Annotated in this window: 4 protein-coding genes; all 4 read right to left on the reverse strand. The window is 66.8% G+C overall.

From position 1 onward, the window contains the following. Positions 1-8: 8 nt before the first annotated feature. The 4 genes from A5727_RS19965 to A5727_RS19980 all read right to left on the reverse strand — a co-directional run bounded on the left by A5727_RS19965 (position 9) and on the right by A5727_RS19980 (position 24,273). Complete coding sequence (locus A5727_RS19965) at positions 9-19,811, reverse strand: non-ribosomal peptide synthetase (RefSeq protein ID WP_068253787.1); 19,803 nt, start codon at positions 19,809-19,811, stop codon at positions 9-11. Between the two features lie 74 nt (positions 19,812-19,885). Further along, positions 19,886-20,116 carry an MbtH family protein gene (locus tag A5727_RS19970; RefSeq protein WP_068254338.1) on the reverse strand — a complete coding sequence of 77 codons (231 nt, stop codon included), beginning with the start codon at positions 20,114-20,116 and terminating at the stop codon, positions 19,886-19,888. A 675-nt stretch (positions 20,117-20,791) separates the two neighbouring features. Next, on the reverse strand, positions 20,792-21,127 hold the full coding sequence (locus tag A5727_RS19975) for a hemophore-related protein (protein ID WP_068253791.1): 336 nt from the start codon (positions 21,125-21,127) through the stop codon (positions 20,792-20,794). Between the two features lie 200 nt (positions 21,128-21,327). Next, positions 21,328-24,273 (reverse strand): MMPL/RND family transporter, encoded by a 2,946-nt coding sequence (locus tag A5727_RS19980; RefSeq protein WP_068253794.1) that lies wholly within the window; start codon positions 24,271-24,273, stop codon positions 21,328-21,330. Positions 24,274-24,281: the final 8 nt, after the last annotated feature.

Here is a 24,281-nt window from a genome sequence, read left to right on the forward strand (position 1 = left end):
GTCCGCCGTCATGAGTCTCCGTCCTGATCGCCAGCCATCGCCACCAACACCCGGCGCAGCCGTTCGATCAACTTCTCGATCTTGCGGTCCCCGAACGCCTCGGTGTCGAACTCGATCCGCAGGGTCAACCGGTCACCGGGCACGGCCTGCACCGTCAACGGGTAGTGGTTGAACTCGCGCGGCGTGACGTCGGTGATCGTCAGGTCCTGTTCGCCGAGCGAGGCACGATCGTCGATCGGGTAGTTCTCGTACACGAAGGCCGTGTCGAACAGCTGGTCGTGACCGGTGCTGCGGTGAATCTCACTGAGCGCCAAGTGCTGATGTTCGAGCGTGTTGTTGTGCGCGGTCTGCAGCTGCGCAAGCAGGCTCGCGATCGTGGTGTCCGCCGTGATCGTGGCCCGCACCGGCACCGTGTTGATCAACAGGCCGACCAGGCTGTCGGCACCGGGCAGGTCGGTCGGACGTCCCGAGACGGTGGTTCCGAACACGACGTCGGTCTGCCCGGTCAGCCACATCAGGATCTGTGCCCATGCCGCGTGCAGCACCGTGCTCACGGTGGTGTGCTGCGAGCGGGCCAATTCCCGCACCGCGCGCGAGACGTCCTCGGTCAGTTCGAGCGATCGAACACCCCGGCGGCCCAACCGCTGATGGCCCGTCGGGGCCACCAGCGTCGGCGTGTCCACGCCGGCCAGCACCTCGCTCCAGGCGGCCCGCGCGGCCTCCACGTCGCGCTCGAGGAGCCAGGTGACGAAGGTGCGGTACGACGCCGGCGCGGGAAGCCGCATCCCGTGATAGGAGGCGATGACCTCCTTCATGAGGATGGACATCGACCATCCGTCGGTCACGATGTGATGGTTGGTCAGGACGAGTCGGTGGCGGTCGCGTGCGGTCTCGACCAACAGCGCTCTGAATGGGGGCGAGTGGGCCAGATCATGTACGGCCGCACGCTCTGCCGCCGATTCCTGTGCGATCCGTGCCTCGATCTCCGCTTCGCTCGTGGCCGGATCCAACTCCACGACGCGCCAGGGAGCGACCGGGTCGACCGGGAGCACCTGCACCGGTTCGCGGTAGTCGTCGGCGAACTGAGCCACCAGATTGGGGTGGCGCTTCACCGAGCTGTTGACGGCTTCCCGGAGGCGACGGACGTCGAGTGGGCCGACCAGGGTGATCGACAGCTGTCCGGTGTACAGATCGCCGTCGTCGACGGTGCTCGTGTGGAAGAGCAGTCCCTTCTGCAACGGCGTGAGCGGCAGAACGTCGGCCACCCGGTACCGGGCCTGCAACTCATCGATCTGTTCCTGGTCGAGCCGGGCGGGAGCGATGTCCGATGGCGTGAGACCACCACCGCCGCCGCGGACACTGGCGCAGATGCCCCTCAGCGCGTCAAACCAGAGGCTGCTCAACCGCTGGACAGCGGACTCGTCCAGCGCCGAGGACGCCCACGTCCAGTTCGCCCGCAGACTCGGGCCCGCCTCCGTGTCGACGGTCGCGGCGTTCAGAGACACGGTGTGCGGCAAGGGCATTGCCAACTCGGCAGCCGCCGCCGCCATCGAGACGTCCTCGCCGGGCCGCCACACGTCCTCCGACAACGCGGCGGCACCTGCGTCCATTCGGCCCAGATAGTTGAAACCCACCGTGGGCTCGGGCCCACCGAGTTCCACGTCCTCACGCAGGTGGCGCAGCAACCCGTAGGTCATGCCGTCCGGGAGGGCGCGCAGCTGCTCCTTGAGGTTCTTGACGTGGGATCCGATGCGCGGCGCACCGGAAGTGACTTCTGCCCAGGACAATTCACCGACTCTGAGAGCCACTGGGTACTTGGCGGTGAACCAGCCCACGGTGCGCGACACGTCGAGGTCACCAGCGACATCCTCACTGCGGCCGTGGCCCTCCACCTCGATACCGATCGGCGCATCACCGTTGGCACCGACGAACTCCCGCACCGCCATCCCGAAGGCGATCAACAGGATGTCCTGCACACCGGCGTGGAACTCTGCGGGCACCTCACCCAGAAGCAGGCGGGTGGTCTCGCTGTCCAGCATCGACGCCATGGATCCGGCTGTGGCGTAGGTGTCCTGTTCCGGGTGCGGCGGGGTCAGAACCGGGGGCACGTCCGCGATGCGCCGCCACGTGTCGGCGAACTGTGTGACGACGGATGTCCTCGCGTAGTCCGCCAACGCCGATGACCATCTCGCGAACGACGTGCCGCCGGCCGGGAGGGCGATCGGTTGACCACTGTGGTGTTGAGCCCACGCGATGTTCAGGTCTTCCAGAAGGATTCGCCATGACACGCCGTCGACCGCGAGGTGGTGGATGATGACGGCCAACTGTCGCGTCGACCGTGCCCACAGCGCGGACAACATCATCCCGGCACCCGGATTCAGGCGTGCCTGCGCCGTCACGAGTGCCGCATCGGAGAACGCTTCCACCGACGTGAGCGCGTCGAGGGCGGCGACCGAGCCCGGTTCTGGCACCGTCAGGTTCCAGCGGCCCGCATCGTCGGTCTGCACGCGCAGCCGAAGCATCGCGTGGTGATCGAGCAGTGCCTGAAGGATCACCGCGACATCGGCCTCGGTCGCCCCGTCCGGTGCCTGCACCACCATGGTCTGGTTGAACCGGTCGACCGGACCATCGACCTCCTCGAGCCACCGCATGATGGGCGTGGCCACCACTGGGCCGCTGCCGTCATCGCTTTCCGCGGGCCCGTCCGCCACTGCGATGACTTGAGCCAGGCGAGCGACTGTCTGCTCCGTGAACACGTCACGCGGCCGGCAGATCAGACCCGCGGCCCGGGCCCGCGTCACGACCTGCATGGAGGAGATGCTGTCGCCGCCGAGTTCGAAGAAGGCGTCGTCCACGCCGACCTGCTCGAGCCCGAGCACCTGCGCGTAGATACCGGTCAGGATCTCCTCGACCGCGTTGGCCGGCGCGCGATACCGCTCGGAGTCCTGGTAATCGGGAGCCGGGAGGGCACGGGTGTCGAGCTTGCCGTTGACCGTGAGGGGGAAGGCCGGGACGGACACGACGGCCGCGGGCACCATGTAGCTCGGCAACTGCTCCGCCAGCGCCGCCCGAACATCGCCCGGGTCGGCAGTTCCCGTCATGTAGCCGACCAACCGCTTCACACCGGGACGGTCCTCACGGGCGATCACCGCGGCCTGCTCCACACCGGCCACACCCGCCAGAGCGGCTTGGATCTCACCCAGTTCGATGCGGTGCCCGCGGATCTTGACCTGCTCGTCAGCGCGGCCCAGGTACTGCAACTGCCCGTCGGCGCCCCATCGCACGAGGTCCCCGGTGCGATACATCCGTGTTCCGCCGCCCGCGAACGGACACGCGACGAACCGGGTCGCGGTCAGTTCGGGTCGACCCACGTACCCGAACGTCACCCCGTCGCCCGCTGCATAAAGCTCACCGACCACGCCCAGCGGCACCGGTCGCAACCACGCATCCAGCACGAACAGTGCCGCTCCCGCCACCGGCGACCCGATCGGCGGCTCACCCGTCCCCGCCGCCAATGGGGCACTGAGGGTCACCACCATCGTGGTCTCGGTCGGGCCGTAGGCGTTGATCATCACGCGTCCGGGTGCCCACCGGTTCACCACATCCGGGGGGCAGGCCTCCCCCGCCACCACCAGCGCCATGCCGTCGAGACCCTCGTGGGACAGCGCACCCACCGCCGACGGGGTCTGCGTGAGCAGGTCCACCGCCTCATCGACCAGCAGGGCGTGGAACTCATCCGGTGAGCGCACCACCGTGTCCGGCACCACCACCAGACGGCCACCGTTGAGCAGCGGCCCCCAGGTCTCCCACACCGAGGTGTCGAAGCCGTAGGAGTGACACTGCGTCCACACCCCCGAGACGGGCAGGTGCTCACCGAGTGTCTTCAGCAGTTGGATCACGTGGCGATGCGCGACAGCAACACCTTTCGGGGTTCCGGTGGTCCCGGAGGTGTAGATGAGGTAGGCGATGTCGGCGGCCGCCGGAACGGGGGGCGCCGTGACGGGCCGATCCATGATCCGCGGGTCGTCGACAACCACCGATTGAAGGTCGTATCCGTCGAGTCGGTGCGCCAACTCCCTCGTCGTGACCGCCGTGGCCGGCGCGGCATCGCCGATCATGAAGTCGATGCGGGCGTCGGGATGCGCGGGATCGAGCGGCAGGTATGCGGCTCCCGCCTTGAACACGGCCAATGTCGATACGACCATCTCCGGCGACCGCGGCAGCAGCAGCGCCACGCAACGGCCGGGACCCGCGCCGTGCTCGATGAGCAGATGCGCCAACCGATTCGCCGACTCGTCGAGCTCCCGGTACGTCAGCGACCGCCCCTCGAAGGTCACTGCCGGCGCTTCGGGCGCCTCCGCCACCCGGTCCGCGAACAGGGCCGGAATCCACGCCGCCTCAGGTGTCGACTTCTGCAGCGATCTCCGGTTGGCGAACTCGTCGAGCCGAGAATGCTCCTCGGCATCCAGAAGGTCCAGCGACGACACCGGCCGCCGGGGATCGGCCGCCATCGCCACCAGGAGTCGCTCCAATCGGGCTGTCAACGCCTCGATCGCGGACTTCTCGAACACGGCGGTGTCGAACTCGACACGGATGCCCAGTTCATCCCCGGGCAGGACCTGCAGAGCCAGCGGATAGTGGTTGTACTCGCGACTCGAGAAGTCACCGAGGCTCAACCCCTCCGCGCTCAGCGCTGCCGCGCCGTCGACCGGATAGTTCTCGTACACGAACAGGGTGTCGAAGAGCTGGTCGTGGCCGGTGAGCCGGTGAATCTCGGGCAGTGCCACATGTTCGTGCTCGAGGGTTTCGTTGTGGGTGTGCTGCAGTTGCTCGAGGAGTTCCTCGGCGGTGGCGGATCCGTTGAAGGTGGCCCGCACCGCAACGGTGTTGATCAGAAGGCCGACCATCGAGTCCGCGCCTCGCACCTCGTCGGGCCTGCCGGAGACCACGGCACCGAAGGCGACATCCTGCTGACCGGTCAACTGGCCGAGAATCAATGCCCACGCTGACTGCAGCACCGTGCTGACCGTGGTGCGCTGGGACCGGGCCAGTTCGGTCAGGGCCTGGGTCGTCGGCTCCGACAACCGCGCAGCGACGATCTCATGCGGCCCGGGCACGGACGCCGCGGCGGAACCGACAAGCGTGGGGTTGTCGAATCCGGAGAGCACCCGCTTCCACACCTCGTGCGCCGCAGTCAGATCTCGCTCAGCCAGCCAGGAGACGTACCTGCGGTAAGGCACCGGTGCCGGCAGGGGCTGCTCGAAGTAACACGCGAAGATCTCCTGGAGGAGGATCGGAAGCGACCATCCGTCGACCACGATGTGGTGGCTGGTCAGCACCACTCGATGCTGTGCCGGCGCGGTGCGGACCGCCGCCACCCGGAATGCCGGGGACTCCGCCAGGCGCAGGACTGCGGACCGTTCCGCCGAACACAGCGCCTCGAACCGCTCCTCGTTCGCCGAATCCTGGTATGTCCATGCCATTTCGGGTTCGGCGGGGATCACCTGCACGGGCTGGTCGTACTGATCACAGAAGCGCGCCACGATGTGCGGGTGGCGCTGGACCACCTGCAGCACGGCCCGACGAAGCCGGTCCACATCCAGGGCTCCGGTCAGCGTCAGCGCCAGTTGCACGACGTACACATCGTCGCCGCGCTCGTCGGCGTCAGCGTGACTTGTGAGGAAGAGAAGACCCTGTTGCAGCGGCGTCAGCGGCAGCACGTCTGCGAGCGAATACTGCTTCGCGAGGTCGTCGATCTGCTGTTGGTCAAGCCGCGCAGGCAGGACGTCGGACGGGGTGAGCCCGCCGCCGCCCCGGCGGACGTGTGCGCAGATGCCTGCCAGCGCCTCGAACCAGAGGCGGCCGACCCGATCGACCTGGTCCCTGTCGAGCACCGATGTCGCCCAGGTCCAGGTGGCGTGCAACTGCGGCCCGCCAGCCCGTTCCATCGTCCCGGCGTTGACCTCGACGGAATGCGCCAGAGGCATCGGCACCGCCGCGGCGGCGGCGGTGAACTCCGCACTGTCGGGGTCGATGCGCCACAGATCGCCGGAGAGCTCCGCGGCCCCACCGACGCGACCGAGATAGTTGAAGCCGATCGCCGGATCCGATTCGGCCAGCTCCACATTCGAGTTCAGATAGCGCAACAGACCGTAGGTCACGCCCTCCGGGAGAGCGCGCAGCTGCTCCTTCGCGCTCTTGACGACGGCGCCGAGTCCTGCTTCACCAGCCGTGATTTCGGCCCAGGACAGACCACTCACATCGAGCGACACCGGGTACTTGGTGGTGAACCAACCGACGGTCCGCGACAAGTCGATTCCGTCAGCGAGTTCCTCGTGGCGGCCATGGCCCTCCACGTCGATCGCGATCGGGGCACGCGGCGTCCCGAAGAACTCCGCCCATGCCAATCCGAAGGCGATCAAGAGGATGTCCTGCACACCGGCGTGGAACGCCGTCGGCACCTCACCCAGCAGCAGACGGGTGGTCTCGGCGTCCAGCTCGACGGTCAGCTGCCCCGCGCTGGCATAGGTGTCGACCTCGGGGCGCGGGGCCGGCAGTGCCGAGTCGACCACGAGCTTCCGCCAGGCCTCCGCGTCAGCGACGATGGCCGGGTCTGATGCCCGGTCGGCCAGCACCGCGGACCACCGCGCGAAGGACGTTCCGCCGGGCGGCAGCGCGATGGGCTGCCCGGCGTGGTGCTGCGCCCACGCAATGTTGAGATCTTCCAACAGGATCCGCCATGACACGGCGTCGACGGCAAGGTGGTGCACGATCACGGCGAGCTGGCCCGTCTCCACAGCCCACAGCGCCGACAGCATCACTCCGGCCGCCGGGTTCAACCGTGAGCGTGCGTCGAGCAGCGCCTCGCGGGTCAGCACGTCGACGGTGTGCACCAACGGCGCGGCATCGAGCAGTCCCGCCTCGGGCACGCCCAGCGACCAGCCGCCGGCCCCGCCCTCGCGCACCTGCAGGCGCAGCGCGCCATGCCGGTCGAGCAGCGCCTGCAGCACCACGATCACGTCGGCCTCGCCGACACCGGCCGGTGCCTGCACCACCATGGTCTGGTTGAACTGATCGATCGGGCCCTCGACGTCGTGCAACCAGCCCATGATCGGCGTGGCCACCACGGGGCCGACGCCGTCGTCGGCCTCGCCCCCGCCATCGGCGAACCCCACCACCCGCGCCAGTCGGGCCACCGTCTGTTCGACGAAGACGTCGCGCGGCCTGCACGTCAGTCCCGCGGCCCGGGCGCGGGCCACCACACGCATCGACAGGATGCTGTCACCGCCGAGTTCGAAGAAGGCGTCGTCGACGCCGACCCGCTCAAGCCCGAGCACCTCGGCGTAGATGCCCGACAGAATCTCCTCGACCGCGTTGCTCGGCCCGCGATAGCGGGCGCTGTCGCCATAGTCCGGCGCCGGCAGCGCCTTCGTGTCCAGCTTGTTGTTGGACGTCAACGGCATGGCATCGAGCACCACCACAGCCGTCGGCACCATGTACGAGGGCAGCCGCTCAGCCAGCGCGGCACGCAGCGCCGCGGGGTCGAGCGCTTCGGCGTGCGCCTTCGTCACATACCCGACCAGGCGCTTGTCGCCGGGGCGGTCCTCGCGGGCAATCACCGCCGCCTGTCCGACGCCGTCGAGATTGCCCAGGGCGGACTGGATCTCGCCCAGTTCGATGCGGTAACCGCGGATCTTGACCTGCTCGTCGGCGCGGCCCAGATACTGAAGCTGCCCATCGGCACCCCAACTGACCAGGTCGCCGGTCCGGTACATGCGGGCGCCCCGGCCCGCGAACGGGCACGCCAGGAACCTCGACGCGGTCAGCGCGGGCCGGCCCAGGTAACCGTTGGTGACACCATCACCTGCCACGTAGAGCTCGCCGACGACACCTGCGGGCACGGGCCGCAGCCATCCGTCGAGCACGAACAGCGCCGCCCGGTCCACCGGTGAGCCGATCGGGACCGTGGACCCCGGCGTCAGCGGCGCACTGATCGCCACACACATCGTGGTTTCGGTGGGTCCGTATGCGTTGATCATCGTCCGTCCGACCGCCCACCGTTCCACCACCTCCGGCGGACAGGCCTCGCCGACGACCACCAACGCGACCGAGTCCAACACCTCCGGCGAGAGCATCCCCACGGCCGACGGGGTCTGGGTCAGGACGCTGACGCCTTCCGCGGCAAGGACATCCTGGAAAGTCTGCGGCGATCCCACCACCATCTCGGCGGCGATCACCACTCGGCCACCGCGCAGGAGGGCACCGAATATCTCCCACACCGAGACGTCGAAGGCGAGCGAGTGACACAGGGCCCACACGCCCGGCCGAGGCAGGCCGGCATCGAGGCTCGTCATCAACTGGGTGACATTGTGGTGGCTGACGGCAACGCCTTTGGGCACGCCGGTGGTTCCGGAGGTGTAGATCAGGTAGGCGGTGTCCTCTGGGACGGGTGCCGCTGACGGCGCGGTGCCCGCGTCACCGAACTCAGGACTTGGGGCCGATCCCACCTCAACAATCGTCGCGACCCCGCCCGTCAACCGGTCACGCAGATCCGCGGTGGTGATCGCGGCGACCGGCGCCGCGTCGGCGAGAATGAAGTCGATCCGGGCGTCGGGAACCATCGGGTCGATCGGCACGTAGGCCGCCCCGGCCTTGAGGACGCCGAGGATCGCGGCGACAGCCTGCACCGAGCGTTCCATCAGCAGCACGACGCGCTGGCCGGATTCGACGCCGCGTCGAGACAGGCTGTGTGCCAGTCGGTTCGACTCCTCATCGATCTCGCGGTAGGTCCACGTCCGGCCCTCGAAGGTCACCGCGGGAGCATCGGGAGTGCTCGCGACATGTTCGGCGAACAACGCCGGGATGGACACCCTCGCGGTTCCGTCGGCGGAGAGGACAGCACGGTTGCCCAGTTCATCGAGGCGGGCATGCTCATCCTCACCGAGGATGTCGACAGCCGAGATCCGTTGTGCCGGTTGCATGGTCATTGCCAGCAGGATCCGCTCGAATCGGTCGACGAGCCCTTCGATGGTGGCCGTGTCGAATACGTCGGTGCGGAACTCCACTGCGCCGCCGATGCCCATGGGCTCGCCGTCTTCATTCCACCGCTCGCCCAGTGAGAACGACAGATCCATCCGTGCGGTGCGCGTGTCAACCGGCAGTTGGCTCACCTCGACGTCACCGAGGGCCAGCCCCGAGATGAGATCGTTGCCCTGCCCGGCGAAGTTCTGCCAGGCGAGCATCACCTGGACGAGCGGGTGGTGTGTCAGCGACCGCGTCGGGTTGAGGCGCTCGACGAGCACCTCGAACGGCACGTCCTGGTGCTCGAACGCGGCGAGGCTGCGATGCCGTACCCGGTTCAGCAGCTCGCCGACCGTCGGATTACCGGACACGTCGACCCGCAGCACCAAGGTGTTGACGAAGAAGCCGATGAGATCGTCGAGCGCCGCATCGCGACGACCGGCGATCGGGAAGGCCATCGCCACATCGGTGGCGGCGCTGGTCTTCGACAGCAACAGCGCGAGTGCGGCCTGGACCACCATGAAACTCGTGGCGTTGTGCTCGCGGGCGAGCTCGCGCACTCGCTGCTGGACCTCGACCGGCCATGCCACCGCCACGCTGGCGCCGCGGTTGTCGGCGACCGCGGGGTAAGGCCGGTCGGTGGGCAGTTGGATGCGTTCCGGCATGTCGGCCAGTGCGTCGGTCCAGTAGGCCAGCTGGGTGGCGATCCGGCTGGCGCTGTCGTCGAGGTCGCCGAACTGCGCGCGTTGCCAGAGCGTGTAGTCGATGTACTGCACCGGCAGCGGCGCCCACGCCGGCGCCACGCCCTGCTGCCGCGCCTGATAGGCGTCGGCGAGGTCACTGATGAGCGGCATCAGCGACCAACCGTCGGCGGCGATGTGGTGCACCACGCCGACGAGTACGTGGCGATCCGGGGTGCGGCGGAACAGGGTCGCCCGCAGAGGGATCTCGGTCGACAGATCGAAGGTGCAGCGAGCGGCTTCACGCACCGCCTCGGCGAGTTCGCCGTCTGAGCAGCCCGCGACGTCGATGACCGACCAGCCGAAATCCGCGTCCTCGGCAGGTACGACGACCTGGTGCGGGATGCCGTCTGTGGAGGCGAACACCGTCCGCAGGCTCTCGTGCCGCCCGACCACGTCGGCCAGTGCTGACTTGAGGACGCCGGCGTCGAGGGCACCGTTCAGTTCGAGTGCGACCACCATGTTGTAGACCGGCGACGGTCCCTGCAGTTCGTGGATGAACCACAGTCGGTTCTGCGCGAACGACAACGGCACCACCGGTGGGCGTTCCATCACGACCAGCGGCTCGAGGCGGTCCCCCTCGTCGTCGAGACGGGCCGCCAGCTGTGCGACCGATGGTGCCTCGAACACGGTGCGAACCGAGACATCCGAATCGAAGGCACGGTTGATCGCGACGATCAGACGCATCGCCGAGATGCTGTCGCCGCCGAGCTCGAAGAAGGAATCGTCGGCACCGACCCGCTCCAGCCCCAGCACCTGTGCATAGATGCCGGCCAGCATCTCCTCCGCCGGGGTGGCGGGTGCGCGGTAGCCGTCCCCGCGCTGGTAATCCGGTGCGGGCAGGGCGCGCCTGTCGAGCTTGCCATTTCCCGTGAGCGGCAGCGCGTCCAGTACGACGACCGCCGAGGGCACCATATAGGCCGGCAGGCGCTCGGCGAGCTCGGGTCGGACTGCCGCGAGGTCCACCGCCCCTGGCATCGACTCGGTGATGTATCCGACGAGGCGCTTGTCGTCGGGCCGGTCCTCTCGCACCACGACGGCCGCCTGCTTCACACCGCGGACTGCGGAGAGCGCGGACTCGATGTCACCGAGTTCGATGCGGTACCCGCGGATCTTGACCTGTTCGTCAGCGCGACCCAGATACTGAAGCTGCCCGTCGGCACCCCAACGCACCAGGTCGCCCGTGCGGTACATCCGCTGCCCCGGTGCCCCGAACGGACATGCCACGAAGCGTGATGCGGTCAGCCCTGCGCGGCGCAGGTAACCGCTCGTCACTCCTCGGCCGGCCGCATACAGCTCGCCGACGACCCCGGGAGGCACCGGTTGCAGCCACTCGTCGAGCACGAAGAGCGCAGCACCGGTCACGGGGAAGCCGATCGGCACAGTCGTCCCAGATGTCATGGGCGCGCTGATCGCGATGCATACGGTGGTCTCGGTCGGGCCGTAGCCGTTGATCATCACCCGGCCGGGAGCCCACCGGTCCACGACTTCGGGGCGGCAGGCCTCACCGGCCACCACGAGTGCCACGTGGTCCAGTCCCTCGGGGGACAACGCACCCACTGCGGACGGGGTCTGCGTCAACACGCTGACGTGCTCGTCGACCAGCAGTTGGCGAAACGCCTCCGGGGACCGGGCAATGGTGTCGGGCACGACCACAAGCCGTCCACCGCCGAGCAGCGCGCCCCAGATCTCCCACACGGAGAAGTCGAAGGCCAGCGAGTGATATTGAGTCCAGACCTGACCCTTTGGCAGACCCATGTCGACGTGGAGCGTCTTGAAGAGTTCGGTGGCGTTACGATGCGTGACGGCAACACCTTTGGGCACACCCGTGGTCCCAGAGGTGTAGATCAGGTAGGCCAGGTCATCGGGGTCCGGCTCCGGAATTGCACTGGTGGGCTGGGAATCCAGTCGCGGGTCGTCGACGGTGATGACCGCCAGACCCGAACCCGCTACGCGCTCGACGAGGTCCGCGGTCACGACGGCGACGACCGGCGCGGCATCGGAGAGGACGAAGTCCGTCCGGGCGGACGGCAGTGACGGGTCGATGGGCAGATACGCCGCCCCGGACTTGAGCACCGCCAGGATGGCCACAACGGCCTCAAGTGAGCGGGGAAGCAGAATCGCCACACAGTCCCCGGCCCCGACGCCCTGCCCGACAAGAAGGTGCGCCAAGCGGTTCGCGGAATCATCGAGTTCGCGATAGGTGAGTGAACGGCCCTGGCAGGTCACCGCTTCCGCCTCGGGGGCCAGCGCGACGTGCTCGGCGAACAGCGCGGGGATGGACACCGGCGTGACGGTCTCCGCCAACACGGTCCGCTGGCCCATCACGTCCAGCCCGGCGCGCTCCGAGGGATCGAGGAGGTCGATCGAGAAGACCCGCTGCGAGGAGTCGGTGGTCATCGCGTCCAGCACGCGTCGCACCCGTTCCATGAGGGTGTCGATGCTCGCCGCGTCGAAAACGTCCGTGCGGAACTCCACGCTGCCGCCGATTCCGGCGAGGTCGCCGGTGTCAGTCCACCGCTCCCCGAGTGACAGCGCGAGGTCCATACGCGCGGTGCGGGTGTCGATTGGCACTTCCGCCACGTCCACGTCGCCCAGAGACAGTCCCGCGCTGGGCTCGCCACCCTGCCCCGCGAAGTTCTGCCAGGCCAACATCACCTGGACCAGCGGGTGGTGGGTGCGCGAGCGGGCGGGGTTGAGACGTTCGACGAGGATCTCGAACGGCACGTCCTGGTGCTCGAATGCGGAGAGACTGCGCTGGCGCACCTGACCCAACAACTCGCCAACCGTGGGGTCACCGGACAGGTCGGTCCGAAGGACCACGGTGTTGACGAAGAACCCGATCAGGTCATCGAGCGCGGCGTCGCGCCGCCCGGCAATCGGGAATCCCACGGCGACATCGGAACTCGCGCTGATCCTGCCCAGGACCACGGCCAGTGCGGCTTGGACCACCATGAATGTGGTCGCGTTGTGCTCGCGGGCCGTCCTGCGGATCTGTTGCTGCAACTCGGCCGGCCAGTTGACGGTGACTGCGGATCCACGGAAGTCGGCCTCGGCCGGGTAGGGGCGATCGGTGGGCAGTTCCAGCCATTCGGGCAGGCCGGCGAGCGCTTCCCGCCAGTACGACACCTGCGTCGCGATGCGGCTCCCACCGTCGTCGACATCGCCGAGTTCGGCGCGTTGCCACAGCGTGTAGTCGACATACTGCACGGGCAGCGCGGCCCAGGAGGGCGCGTGGCCGTGCCTGCGCGCCTCGTAAGCCCGCGCCAGATCCTTCACCAGCGGGGTGATCGACCAGCCGTCCGCGGCGATGTGGTGCACCACGCCGACCAAGAGGTGCTCACTGTCCGAGAGTCGCAGAAGCTCTGCCCGCAAAGGGATCTCGGTCTGCAGATCGAATGTGTGGCCGACGACATCGGCGATCGCCGCGGAGACCTGCGCGGGCGACCAACCAGATGCGTCGAGGATCCGCCAACCGAAGCCGGCCTCCGTGCCGGGCAGCACAACCTGTTGCGGGACACCGTCATCCGAAGCCGCGAAGACCGTCCGCAGGCTCTCGTGGCGCCCCACCACGTCCGCCAATGCGGTCCTCAGAGCCTCGACGTCGAGGACGCCGCGCAGTTTCAGCGCGACCGCGATGTTGTAGATCGGCGACGGACCGTGCAGTTGGTCCAGGAACCACAACCTGTTCTGCGCGAACGACAACGGCACCGTGGCCGGCCGATCGGCGGGCACCAACGGCGCCGGGAAGTCCACCTCGTCACCGGTCCGGCGCGCAAGCTGCGCCACCGTCGGCGCCTCGAACAGCGCCCGCACCGAGAGCCCGGCATCGAGTGACCTGTTGACCGCCGTGATCAACCGCATCGCCGACAGTGAATCCCCGCCGAGATCGAAGAACGAGTCATCGACCCCAACCCGCTCAAGCCCGAGCACCTCGGCGAAGACGCCGGCCAGGATCTCCTCAGTGGGGTCGGTGGGGGCGCGGTACACCCCGCCCCGCTCGGCGTACCGGGGTTCGGGCAGGGCGCGAGTGTCCAACTTGCCGTTCACGGTCAACGGCAGACTCTCGAGCACCACCACCGCTGTCGGCACCATGTAGGACGGCAGGCGCTCCGCAAGCTGGCTGCGGAGCCTCACCGGATCGACGGAACCGGTGACATAACCGACGAGACGCTTCTCCCCCGGCAGATCCTCACGGGCTGTGACCGCGGCCTGCTCGACTCCGTCGAGGCCGGCCAGCACCGCCTGGATCTCCCCCAGTTCGATGCGATGCCCACGGATCTTGACCTGTTCGTCAGCCCGACCGAGGTACTCCAACTGACCGTCCGGACCCCACCGCACCAGGTCGCCCGTGCGGTACATCCGCATCCCGGCCGTACCGAACGGACACGCCACGAACCTCGACGCGGACAGCCCCGGCCGACCGAGATACCCGACTGCGAGGCCGCCGCCGGCAACGTACAGTTCGCCGACCACCCCGACCGGGACCGGCTTGAGATAACGTCCGAGCACGAAGAATCCGAGGTGCGACAGCGGCACGCCGATCGGGCTGCCACTGCGTGCCGCGTCGGCAGCGACGATCTCGCGAATCGATGCGTGCACAGTCGTCTCGGTGATGCCGTACATGTTGATCATGCGCGGCAACCCGGCGTGCTGGTCAAGCCATGAGCCGAGCCGCTGCGGGTCGAGCGCCTCCCCGCCGAACACCACCGTCTGCAGCTTCAGCTGCTGCCCCAGCTCGGGTGCCGACGCCTCGACGGCCTGCAGACCGTAGAACGCTGACGGGGTCTGGCTCAGAATGTTGACCTGTTCGGTCACCAACAGGGTCAGAAGATCCTGCGGTGAGCGGGACACGGCCTCGGGCACGATCACCAGGCGTCCGCCACCGAGCAGCGCACCCCAGATCTCCCACACCGAATAGTCGAAGGCCAACGAGTGCGCGAGCGTCCACACCTGCCCGGCCAGTTCGAGGTCCGAGCCCAGTGACTCCAGCAGTTCGATCACGTTGCGATGCTGTACCGCAACGCCTTTGGGCACACCCGTGGTGCCCGAGGTGTAGATGAGGTAAGCGATGTCGTCGGCTGCCGGCACCGGCAGTGCTGCATTCGGAGCAGTGGCCAGGCGCTCGTCGTCGATGTCGACGATCGGAACGCCGTGGCCGTCCACATGCGGGCGCAGCGTCGTCGTGGTCACCACAGCCACCGGGTCGGCGTCGGCGAGGACGAAGGCTGTCCGAGCGTCGGGGTGCGCGGGATCCATCGGCACGTAGGCCGCACCGGTCTTGAGCACGCCCAGGATGGCCACGATCGCCTCGATGGACCGGCTGAACAGCAGGGTCACGCGCTGGCCCGGCGCGGCGCCGTGCTCGGCCAACCGATGGGCCACGCGGTTGGACGCCTCATCCAACTCGCGGTAGGTCAGCGAACGCTCACCGAAGGTCAACGCCACCGCGTTCCGGCGATTCGCCACCTGTCCGGCGAAGGCCGCGGGGATGGACGCCACCGCGCGTTCCACCAACGCCGTCCGGTTCTCCCACTCGGCCAGCTGCCGGTCGTCGTCCTCGGTGAGCAGATTCAGGAAGGAGAGGCGCTGCGACGAGTCGGCGGTGATCGCCAGGAGGATCCGATGCAGGTATGCAAGCAGCCGCTCGACACTGGCCGCGTCGAACACGTCGGTGCGATACTCGACCGTTCCACCGATCCCCCGTGGTTCACCACGCTCATTCCAGCGCTCACCCAGGGCGAACGCCAGGTCCATCCGAGCGGTCCGGGTCTGCACCGGTATCTGGCGAACCGCCACGTCACCGAGCACCAATCCGTCCGTGGGGTCAGTGCCCTGCTGCCCGGCGAAGTTCTGCCAGGCCAACATCACCTGGACAAGGGGGTGGTGTGTCATGGACCGGGTCGGGTTCATCTGGTCCACGAGCACCTCGAACGGCACGTCCTGGTGTTCGAGGGCCGACAGACTGCGCTGGCGCACCTGGTCGAGAAGCTCGGCCACCGTCGGGTCCCCGCCGGTGTCCACCCGGAGGACGAGGGTGTTGACGAAGAAGCCGATCAGCTGCTCGAGGGCAGGATCGGGCCGGCCCGCCACAGAGACGCCGACAGCGAAATCGGAGCTGCCGCTGACGTTCGTGAGCAGTACCGCGAGCGCCGCTTCGACGACCATGAAGGTGGTGACTCCGTGGTCCCGCGCCGTGGCGCGCACACGACGCTGCAACTCCGCTGACCACTCCACGGCGATGGTGGCCCCGCGGTGGTCGGCGACGGCCGGATACGGCCGGACGGTCGGCAACTCCAGCATCTCCGGCAGACCTGCAAGCGTGTCTCGCCAGTAGGCCACCTGCTGGCCCAGCCGGCTGCCGCCGTCCTCGACATCGCCGAGCTGTTTGCGTTGCCACAGCGTGTAATCCACGTATTGAACCGGCAGCGGGGCCCAATCAGGGGTCTGACCACCACAGCGGGCCCGGTAGGCGGTGGCGAGGTCCGCGATCAGCGGCGCGATCGACCAGCCGTCGGCGGCGATGTGGTGCACCACGCCGACAAGGACGTGGTCATTGTCATTGCGGCGCAGCAGCGTGACTCTCAGCGGGGTCTCTGCGCTCAGATCGAAGCGGTGGCCGGCTGCCTCGTTGACGGAGCGTTCGAACGCCGCCGACGTCCAACCCGATGCGTCGATGACTCGCCATCCCGCCTCGGCCTCGTCAGGCGGGAGGATCACCTGGTGCGGAACCCCGTCCGCGGCCACGAACAACGTGCGAAGGGTCTCATGTCGTGATACGACATCGGCCAGCGCAGCCTTCAGCGCGCCGTGATCCAGCGGTCCGCGCAGTTCGAGCGCGATGGCCATGTTGTAGACCGATGAGGGACCTTGGAGCTGATCCAGAAACCACAGCCGGTTCTGCGCGAACGACAACGGGACCGGCGTGGGTCGTTCGACGGGCCGCAGTGGATCCATGATGTCGGCAACGTCGCCGACCCGGGTGGCCAGTGCACCCACGGTCGGATTCTCGAACAGCACTCGCACCGAGATCTTCGCGTCCAGCGCGGCGTTGACGACTGCGACCAGTTTCATCGCTGACAGCGAGTCGCCCCCGAGGTCGAAAAACGAATCACCGACGCCGACCCGGTCCGTGCCGAGCACCTCCGCGAAGGCACCGGCGAGGATCTCCTCCACTGCGTCGCGCGGAGCCTGATAGGCCGCGGCGTCCTGGTAGTCCGGGGCCGGCAGGGCACGCCTGTCGAGCTTGCCGTTCACCGTCACCGGCAACGATTCGAGCACCACGATGGCCGACGGCACCATGTAGGCGGGCAGTGTCTCGGCCACTTCCGCCCGAAGCTCGGCGGGGTCAACCGCTCCGGTGACGTACCCGACGAGACGCTTGTCTCCGGGCCGGTCCTCACGGCTGATCACGGCGGCCTGGTTGACAGCGTCCGAAGCCGCCAGAGCAGCCTGGATCTCACCCAACTCGATCCGATGCCCACGGATCTTGACCTGCTCATCAGCACGACCCAGATACCGCAACTGCCCGTCGGAACCCCAGCGCACGAGATCGCCGGTGCGATACATTCGCTGCCCCGGCGACCCGAACGGACACGGCACAAATCGGGATCCGCTCAACGCCGAGCGCCCCAGATACCCCACACCAACGTTGTGCCCGGCGACGTACAACTCACCGACCACGCCCACGGGTACCGGGCGCAGCCATCCGTCCAGCACGAACAGCGCGGTCCCCGGCAGTGGCCGCCCGATTGGGACCGTCTCGACCTCGGCGGTGAGCGGCGTGGTCGTGGTGACCCACATGGTCGCCTCGGTCGGACCGTACTCGTTGAGCATCAGCCGTCCCGGTGCCCACCGCCGCACCAGGTCCGGTGGACACGCCTCGCCCCCGACCAGCAACGCGACCGAGTCGAGTCCGTCTGGCGACAACATCCCTGCGGCCGAGGGCGTCTGGCTGAGCACCGTGACCTTCTCCGCCACCAGCAGCGCCCGCAGATCCTCTGGGGAACGTCCCGTCTCCTCGCTCACGACCACCAGCGACGCACCGGTCAACAGTGCCGCGTAGATCTCCCAGCCCGAAATGTCGAAACTGTAGGAATGCCACTGTGACCACACCTGGCCCGGGCCCACCGGCACATCTGTGGCAGCCAGCGCCCCCATCATCTGCGTGATGTTGTGATGCGTGATCGCCACGCCCTTGGGCACACCGGTGGTGCCCGAGGTGTAGATGACGTAAGCCACATCGTCTGCCGCCGGCGCCGGCAGGTTCACCCCGTGTTCGTCGCCGACCTGCGGTTCGTCGATGACGATGACCCGAATAGCGTGTGCCGCCATCTGATCTGCCAGGGCACCGGTGGTGACCAACGCCACCGGGGTGGCGTCCCCGAGCATGAAATCGATCCGGCTGTCCGGATGTGCCGGGTCGATCGGCACATACGCCGCACCCGTCTTGAGCACTGCCAACATCGCAGTGATCGCTTCCGGGCTTCGGTGGAACAGCAGTGCGACCCGCTCACCAGGGGCCGCTCCAGCGCGGGAGAGCTGATACGCGAGCCGAGTCGAAGCATCGTCGAGTTCTCGGTACGTCAGACTACGATCCTGGAAACGAACGGCCACCGCCGCCGGATCGCTCCGGACCCGCTCGGCGAACATCTCCGGCACCGAGACCCTGGTCAGGCACGGTTGGGCCAACGCATCCCGGTGACCGAACGCGTACACGTCGGCAAGCTCTTCGTCAGCCGACACATCGACCGTCGACACCCGCCGGGTGGGATCGCTGAGCATTGCCTTCAACACTCGGACGAGTTGATTCGCCAGGTCAGGACCGTTCCAGGCCGACGACGGCTGTTCGGCGCCAGCGGTGCTCAGGAGAAGGTCACCGTCAGCGCTCGAGAAGATCAGCCCGAAACTGCCGACCGGACCGGTGTTGGTGTACGACGCTGTGGCCGGGACACCACCGAAGGAGAGAGCAGTGGTGGTGGGCAGGAAGTTGACGCCGACGCGCGGCGTGGAATGCCCGAGGGGGTGGGTGCGTTCCCTCCGTTCGAGCGCGTGCACCGGAAAGCGCTGGTGCTCAAGCGCTTCACGGATCCTGGAATCGACATGCAGGCAGAAGTCCGCGACGGAGGTCTCGGGGGAGACCGTCAATGTCAGCGGGATGATCCCGGCGAACATGCCTGGGAGGGTCTTGGCCTCTGGCTCGACTCGCCGGCTGACGGGGAAGTCCAGCACCACCTCAGGGCCTTCGGAGAACCTGCCACGCACCAACAGGCCGCATGCGGCGGTCAGCACCGAGGAACGCGGAACGCCGAGGGTGTTGGCGAACTCCTCCGCCGCACCGATGACGCTGGCGTCCAACGGGAATGGGTCCGTGGGACGCGACGGGATCGGACCTGCGCCGTACGCGGCGTCCTGCAGGCCCTCATCCGTGTCGACCTCGGGCGGCAGGTTTCTGGTCCAGTACTCTTCGTCGTCACGGTAGGCGTCGGACATCTCGTAAGCCGACTCGAGGTCCACCATGTCCTGCAGCGAGCCGAAGAGGGGACTGGAGACCGGAGCGCCGGACACGACCGCCGTATACACCGAGGCGATCCGCTGGCCCGCCAGTCCCAGGGCGAATCCGTCGACCACTATGTGGTGACAGCATGCGAACAGGTGGAACTCGTCGGCCCGGGTCTGCAGTAACGCGAATCTGAACAGAGGTCCCGACAACGGCATCGGCGCACTCTGGATTGCCGACACGATTCGGTGAACCTCGGCCAACCCGTCGTCGGCACCGGTGAGGTCGTGGAAATCGAGCACCACTTCGGGGTCGTCGAGCACTCGCTGCACGATCTGCCCGTCGCATTCAGCGATGGACGCCCGACCCGGTTCGATCTCCCGCACCACGCGCGTGACAGCCCATTCGAGGGCATGGCGGTCAACCGCACCGTCGATCCTGACCAGGAGCCCGAGTTGCCACTCGGTTGCGGCGGTGTCTCCTGTCTCCTGTGACAGCCAGATGTCGAGTTGCCCGCGAGTCAGCGGATATGCACGATCGACAGACTCCATCTGAGTCCCCCCACGGATCCCCCGACCCTGTGGCCAATGTTCCCGTCACGCCGCGTGGCGGCGCTGGAGAGCGTCTACGAATCAGACGCTTGACCGGCGTTCAGCCGGTCACGCAGACTCTTCGGGCGAATGTCCGGCCAGTTCTGCTCGATGTACTCGAGACACGCGCCACGCTCCGCCTCGCCGTAGACCACGCGCCACCCGGCCGGAACGTCGGCGAAGGTGGGCCAAAGGCTGTGCTGCTCCTCGTCGTTGACCAGGACGTAGAAGCTGCCGTTGTCGTCGTCAAACGGATTGATGCTCACCGGCACTCCAGATCAGTCGATAGAACGTCAAGTGTTTCGGACTTTACCTAAAGAAACGATTTGCCCGACAGCTTTCGCGTAAGTTGCTGGCGAACTACCCCCTCCCACCGTGGCTAAGACTTAGACAGGCCGACAGGCTTTGCCGCCATCACGCCGCTGCGTCGCCATCCCCACACCGATCACCGTTGATCCCTTGTGACAAGCCAGTACTGGCGGTCCTGCATTTGTTCGATCCGCCGATGTTGGTGGATACCCACTGCACGTCGAGCGAACACGCTCTACCCCAAATTTTCATACACAGCAAATTTTTTGACGATATTTTTCGGCACCGTCAGGATTCTCCCAGCAACATCCAAGCGGGCCACCTGAGCGGTGTGCGATCGTCGAATTCGCCTGTGCGGCAACACTATCCATCATGATACTGCGGAGCGTCGCGCGCGCGAACATGGGTCGCACCGCGCTCAAGTGCCCAACCTTACTCCGCCCTCGGCGTTTATGGCGAATAAAACTCTGTCTGCGATCGTGGCTGTGGCCGAACGACATTCGGCGCATCGACGTGCGACGGCGCCGATGTTAACGCACGATGTTCCACTGGTGACGTACGAAAAACGGCGCGACGCACTCACGTGCACGTCGCGCCGATCTTCGCTCCGTCGCGTTCTTCGAGCCGTTCGCTCAGAAACTGTTGCAGGTGTTGAAGGCGGTTTGGATGAGACCCAGGTACGGCTGGTTCTGTGGAGCGTCCCTGATTGACTCAGCCATCGGCAGTCTCTGCTCGGGAGAAGCGGCGAGGAACTGGCGCAGGCCAGCCTGCTGTTTCGGCGAGGAGTTGAACACCGCGGCCGCCATGGGACTCTGTGCTCCGACGGCAGCCATCACTTGGTCGTAATTACATGTGGTGTTGACGATCGGATCAAGCACGGGATCTGCGGCGGCTCCCCCCGCACCCGCGGTCAACGACATCGCCAGGCCGCCCGCGGCCACGACCACACTGGTCAACAGCTTTTTCATGCTTCCCCTCCAGATTGCTGATGAAATGTGCTCCGCTCAGCTGCCCCCGGTCGAGATTACCCAATCTCGCTGCGAGTACACCTGAAACGCAAGTCTCGCCCCCAATCCACCGAGACTTAACCTTCTTATCCTCCTTTGTTTCGCCCGCGTTACACATCCAAGAGCAATCTCAAGGCGGCAGAGGCCATTTCGCACTGTGATCAGCCCGGCGCCCGGGGAAACTCGATCGTGGGAGCATCGTCGTCGCCGCGCGGGCGGTCTGTCCCGAGCAGTGCCCGCACCAGCGGACGCGGGCCGTAGGGCCGCAGCATGGTGCTTGCCGGACGCGAGCGCACGCGCTGCGGCCACCAGAACCAAGGTCCCAGCAGGGCCGCGATGGCGGGCGTCATGAAGGACCTGACGATCATCGCGTCGAACAGCAGACCCAACCCGATGGTGGTACCGATCTGGCCGATGATCCGCAGGTCGCTCACCGCCATCGAGGCCATCGTGGCGGCGAATACGAGTGCCGCGGTGGTGACGACCTTGCCGGTGCCACCCATCGCCCGGATGATGCCGGTGTTGATGCCGGCTCCCACCTCTTCTCTCATCCGGGAGACCAACAGCAGGTTGTAGTCGGAGCCCACCGCCAACAGGATGATCACCGACATCGCCAGCACCATCCAGTGCAGGTGGATGCCCAGGATGTACTGCCACAACAGCACCGCGAGTCCGAACGACGCACCGAGGGACAGCACGACCGTACCGACGATGACCAGCGCCGCGATGAAGCTGCGCGTGATGATCAACATGATGATGAACACCAGGCAGATGGCGGCGATTCCGGCGATCAACAGGTCATTCGCCGAACCGTCATGCCAGTCCTTGGCAGTTGTTGCCGCACCGGCGAGGTGGAGTTGGGCATTGGACAGCGGTGTCCCCTTGAGCGACTCCTCTGCCGCGGTTCTGATCTTGTCGATCCTGGCGATTCCCTCAGGTGTGGCCGGATCACCCTTGTGGGAGATGATGAATCGCGCGGCCCTGCCATCCGGAGACATGAAGGACGCCATGGCCCGCTTGAACTCCGCGTTCTCGAACACCTCCGGCGGCAGGTAGAACGAGTCGTCGTTCTTCGACTCGTCGTAGGCCTGGCCCATCGCGCTGACGTCGGAGGTCGTCTCCTCTGACTGCTCGGCCAGCCCGGACATCGTGCTGTACATGGTCAGCTGCATCGTCCGCAGGGTCCGCATCACCTCGATGATCCGGGGGAAGACCTCAAGCATCTGCGGAAGGATCACCTTCAGCTGATCCATGTTCTCCACGAGCACATCGAGTTTGTCGGTGAGTTCTTGAGTGCCGTCCATGACGTCGAAGATCGACCTCAACGCCCAGCAGATGGGGATGTTGTAGCAGTGCGGTTCCCAGTAGAAGTAGTTCCGAATGGGCCGGAAGAAGTCGTCGAACAGCGTGAGACTGTCCCTCAGACCGACGATGATGTCCTCAACGGCGTGCGTGGTCGCGATCATGTCGTCGGTGATCGCGTTGAGCATCTTGGTCAACCGGTACTGGTCTTCCATCAGTTTGATCATGGCGGCCATGTCGTTGGCCTGCTTCAACATGTCCTTGTTGCGCTCGTTCTGCAGCTTCTGGATCTGGACCTGGGTGGCCCCCTGCAGGCTGATGAGGAAGGGAATGGACGTGTTGGCGATCGGGGTTCCCTCGGGCCGCGTGATGCCCTGGACGCGTGAGACCCCGGGAACCTTGAAGACGGCCTTCGCGATCTTGTTGAGCGTCAGGAGGTCCGTGGGATTCCGCATGTCGTGGTCGGTCTCGACCATGAGGATGTCGGGCGAGAGGCGGGACTGCGAGAAATGGCGCTCAGCCGCGAGAAATCCCTGATTCGCCGGGATGTCCGGGGGGATGTAGTCGCGGTCGTTGTAGCTCGTCTGATACCCGGGCAACGCCAGGAGACCGACCAGTGCCGCCGTCAGCGACGCAGCCAGGATGGGCCCCGGCCAGCGGACGATCGCCGTGCCGATACCTCGCCACCGGCCAGACCTCAGGGTGCGCTTCGGATCGAGCAGACCGAAGCGGCCGGCGATCGCGATTCCCGCCGGCACCAGGGTCACCGCCGCGGCGACGGCGGTGAGCATGCCGATGGCACAGGGAACACCCATCGTGTTGAAGTAGGGCAGCCCGGTGACACTCAGACACAGAATCGCACCCGCGATGGTCAGACCGGAGGCCAGGACCACGGGGGCGGTGCTGCGATAGGTGGTGTAGTAAGCCGATTCTCGATCCTGGCCGGCCTGGCGCGCCTCCTGATACCGGCCGAAGAAGAAGATTCCGTAGTCGGTTCCGGCCGCGATGGCCAGAAAGACCAGCATGTTGACCGCGAACGTCGACAGCACGAACACTTCGTTGGCGCCGAGGAAGGCCACGATTCCACGTGCCGCGGCCACTTCGAAACCGACCATGACCAGCAGCAGAACCACCGTGATGACAGAGCGATAGACGATCAGGAGCATCGTGAAGATGATCACGACCGTCACGATCGTGATCTTCAGGACCGAGTCGTTGCCGCTGTGCTGCATGTCGGACGCGAGCGGTGCCGCGCCGGACACATAGACCCGTACCCCCTCCGGCGGTGACGAGCGGTCCACGATGTCACGAACCGCCCGCACCGACTCGTCGCCCAACGCGGTGCCCTGGTTCCCGGCCAGGTTCAGCTGCGTGTAAACGGCTCTGCCGTCGGGACTCTGCACACTGGAGGACGTGAGTCGATCACCCCACAGATCCTGGACGTGCTCGACGTGCTTCGTGTCGTCTCGCAGCTCACGCACCAAACCCGCGTAATACTCGCGGGCATTCTCACCGAGTGGTTGCTCGCCCTCCAGCACGATCATCGCCGAACTGTCCGAGTCGGACTCGCCGAAGGCTTGACCCATCCTGAGCATGCCGACCGTCGACGGTGCCTCAGCGGGCATCAGCGACACCGAGTTCTCCTCGGCCACCCGTTCAAGCGCAGGGATTGCCGCTCGCCAGTCGCCACCGACCGCCGAGAGCGTGGTGAACAGGATGATGGCCAGCCACCCCAAGACAATGATGGGGGCCATCCGACGAATCGTCCGCGCTACGCGGGGCGGACGGGGACGCTCAATGTCCATACGCCCTG

It is taken from the genome of Mycobacterium sp. ACS4331 (assembly GCF_001667265.1).
Lineage (GTDB): Bacteria > Actinomycetota > Actinomycetes > Mycobacteriales > Mycobacteriaceae > Mycobacterium.

Bases quoted from the DNA above. Each gene is read 5' to 3' on its own strand.
- A5727_RS19980 (WP_068253794.1), bottom strand. From the start codon at position 24,273: ATGGACATTGAGCGTCCCCGTCCGCCCCGCGTAGCGCGGACGATTCGT.
- A5727_RS19965 (WP_068253787.1), bottom strand. From the start codon at position 19,811: ATGGAGTCTGTCGATCGTGCATATCCGCTGACTCGCGGGCAACTCGAC.
- A5727_RS19975 (WP_068253791.1), bottom strand. From the start codon at position 21,127: ATGAAAAAGCTGTTGACCAGTGTGGTCGTGGCCGCGGGCGGCCTGGCG.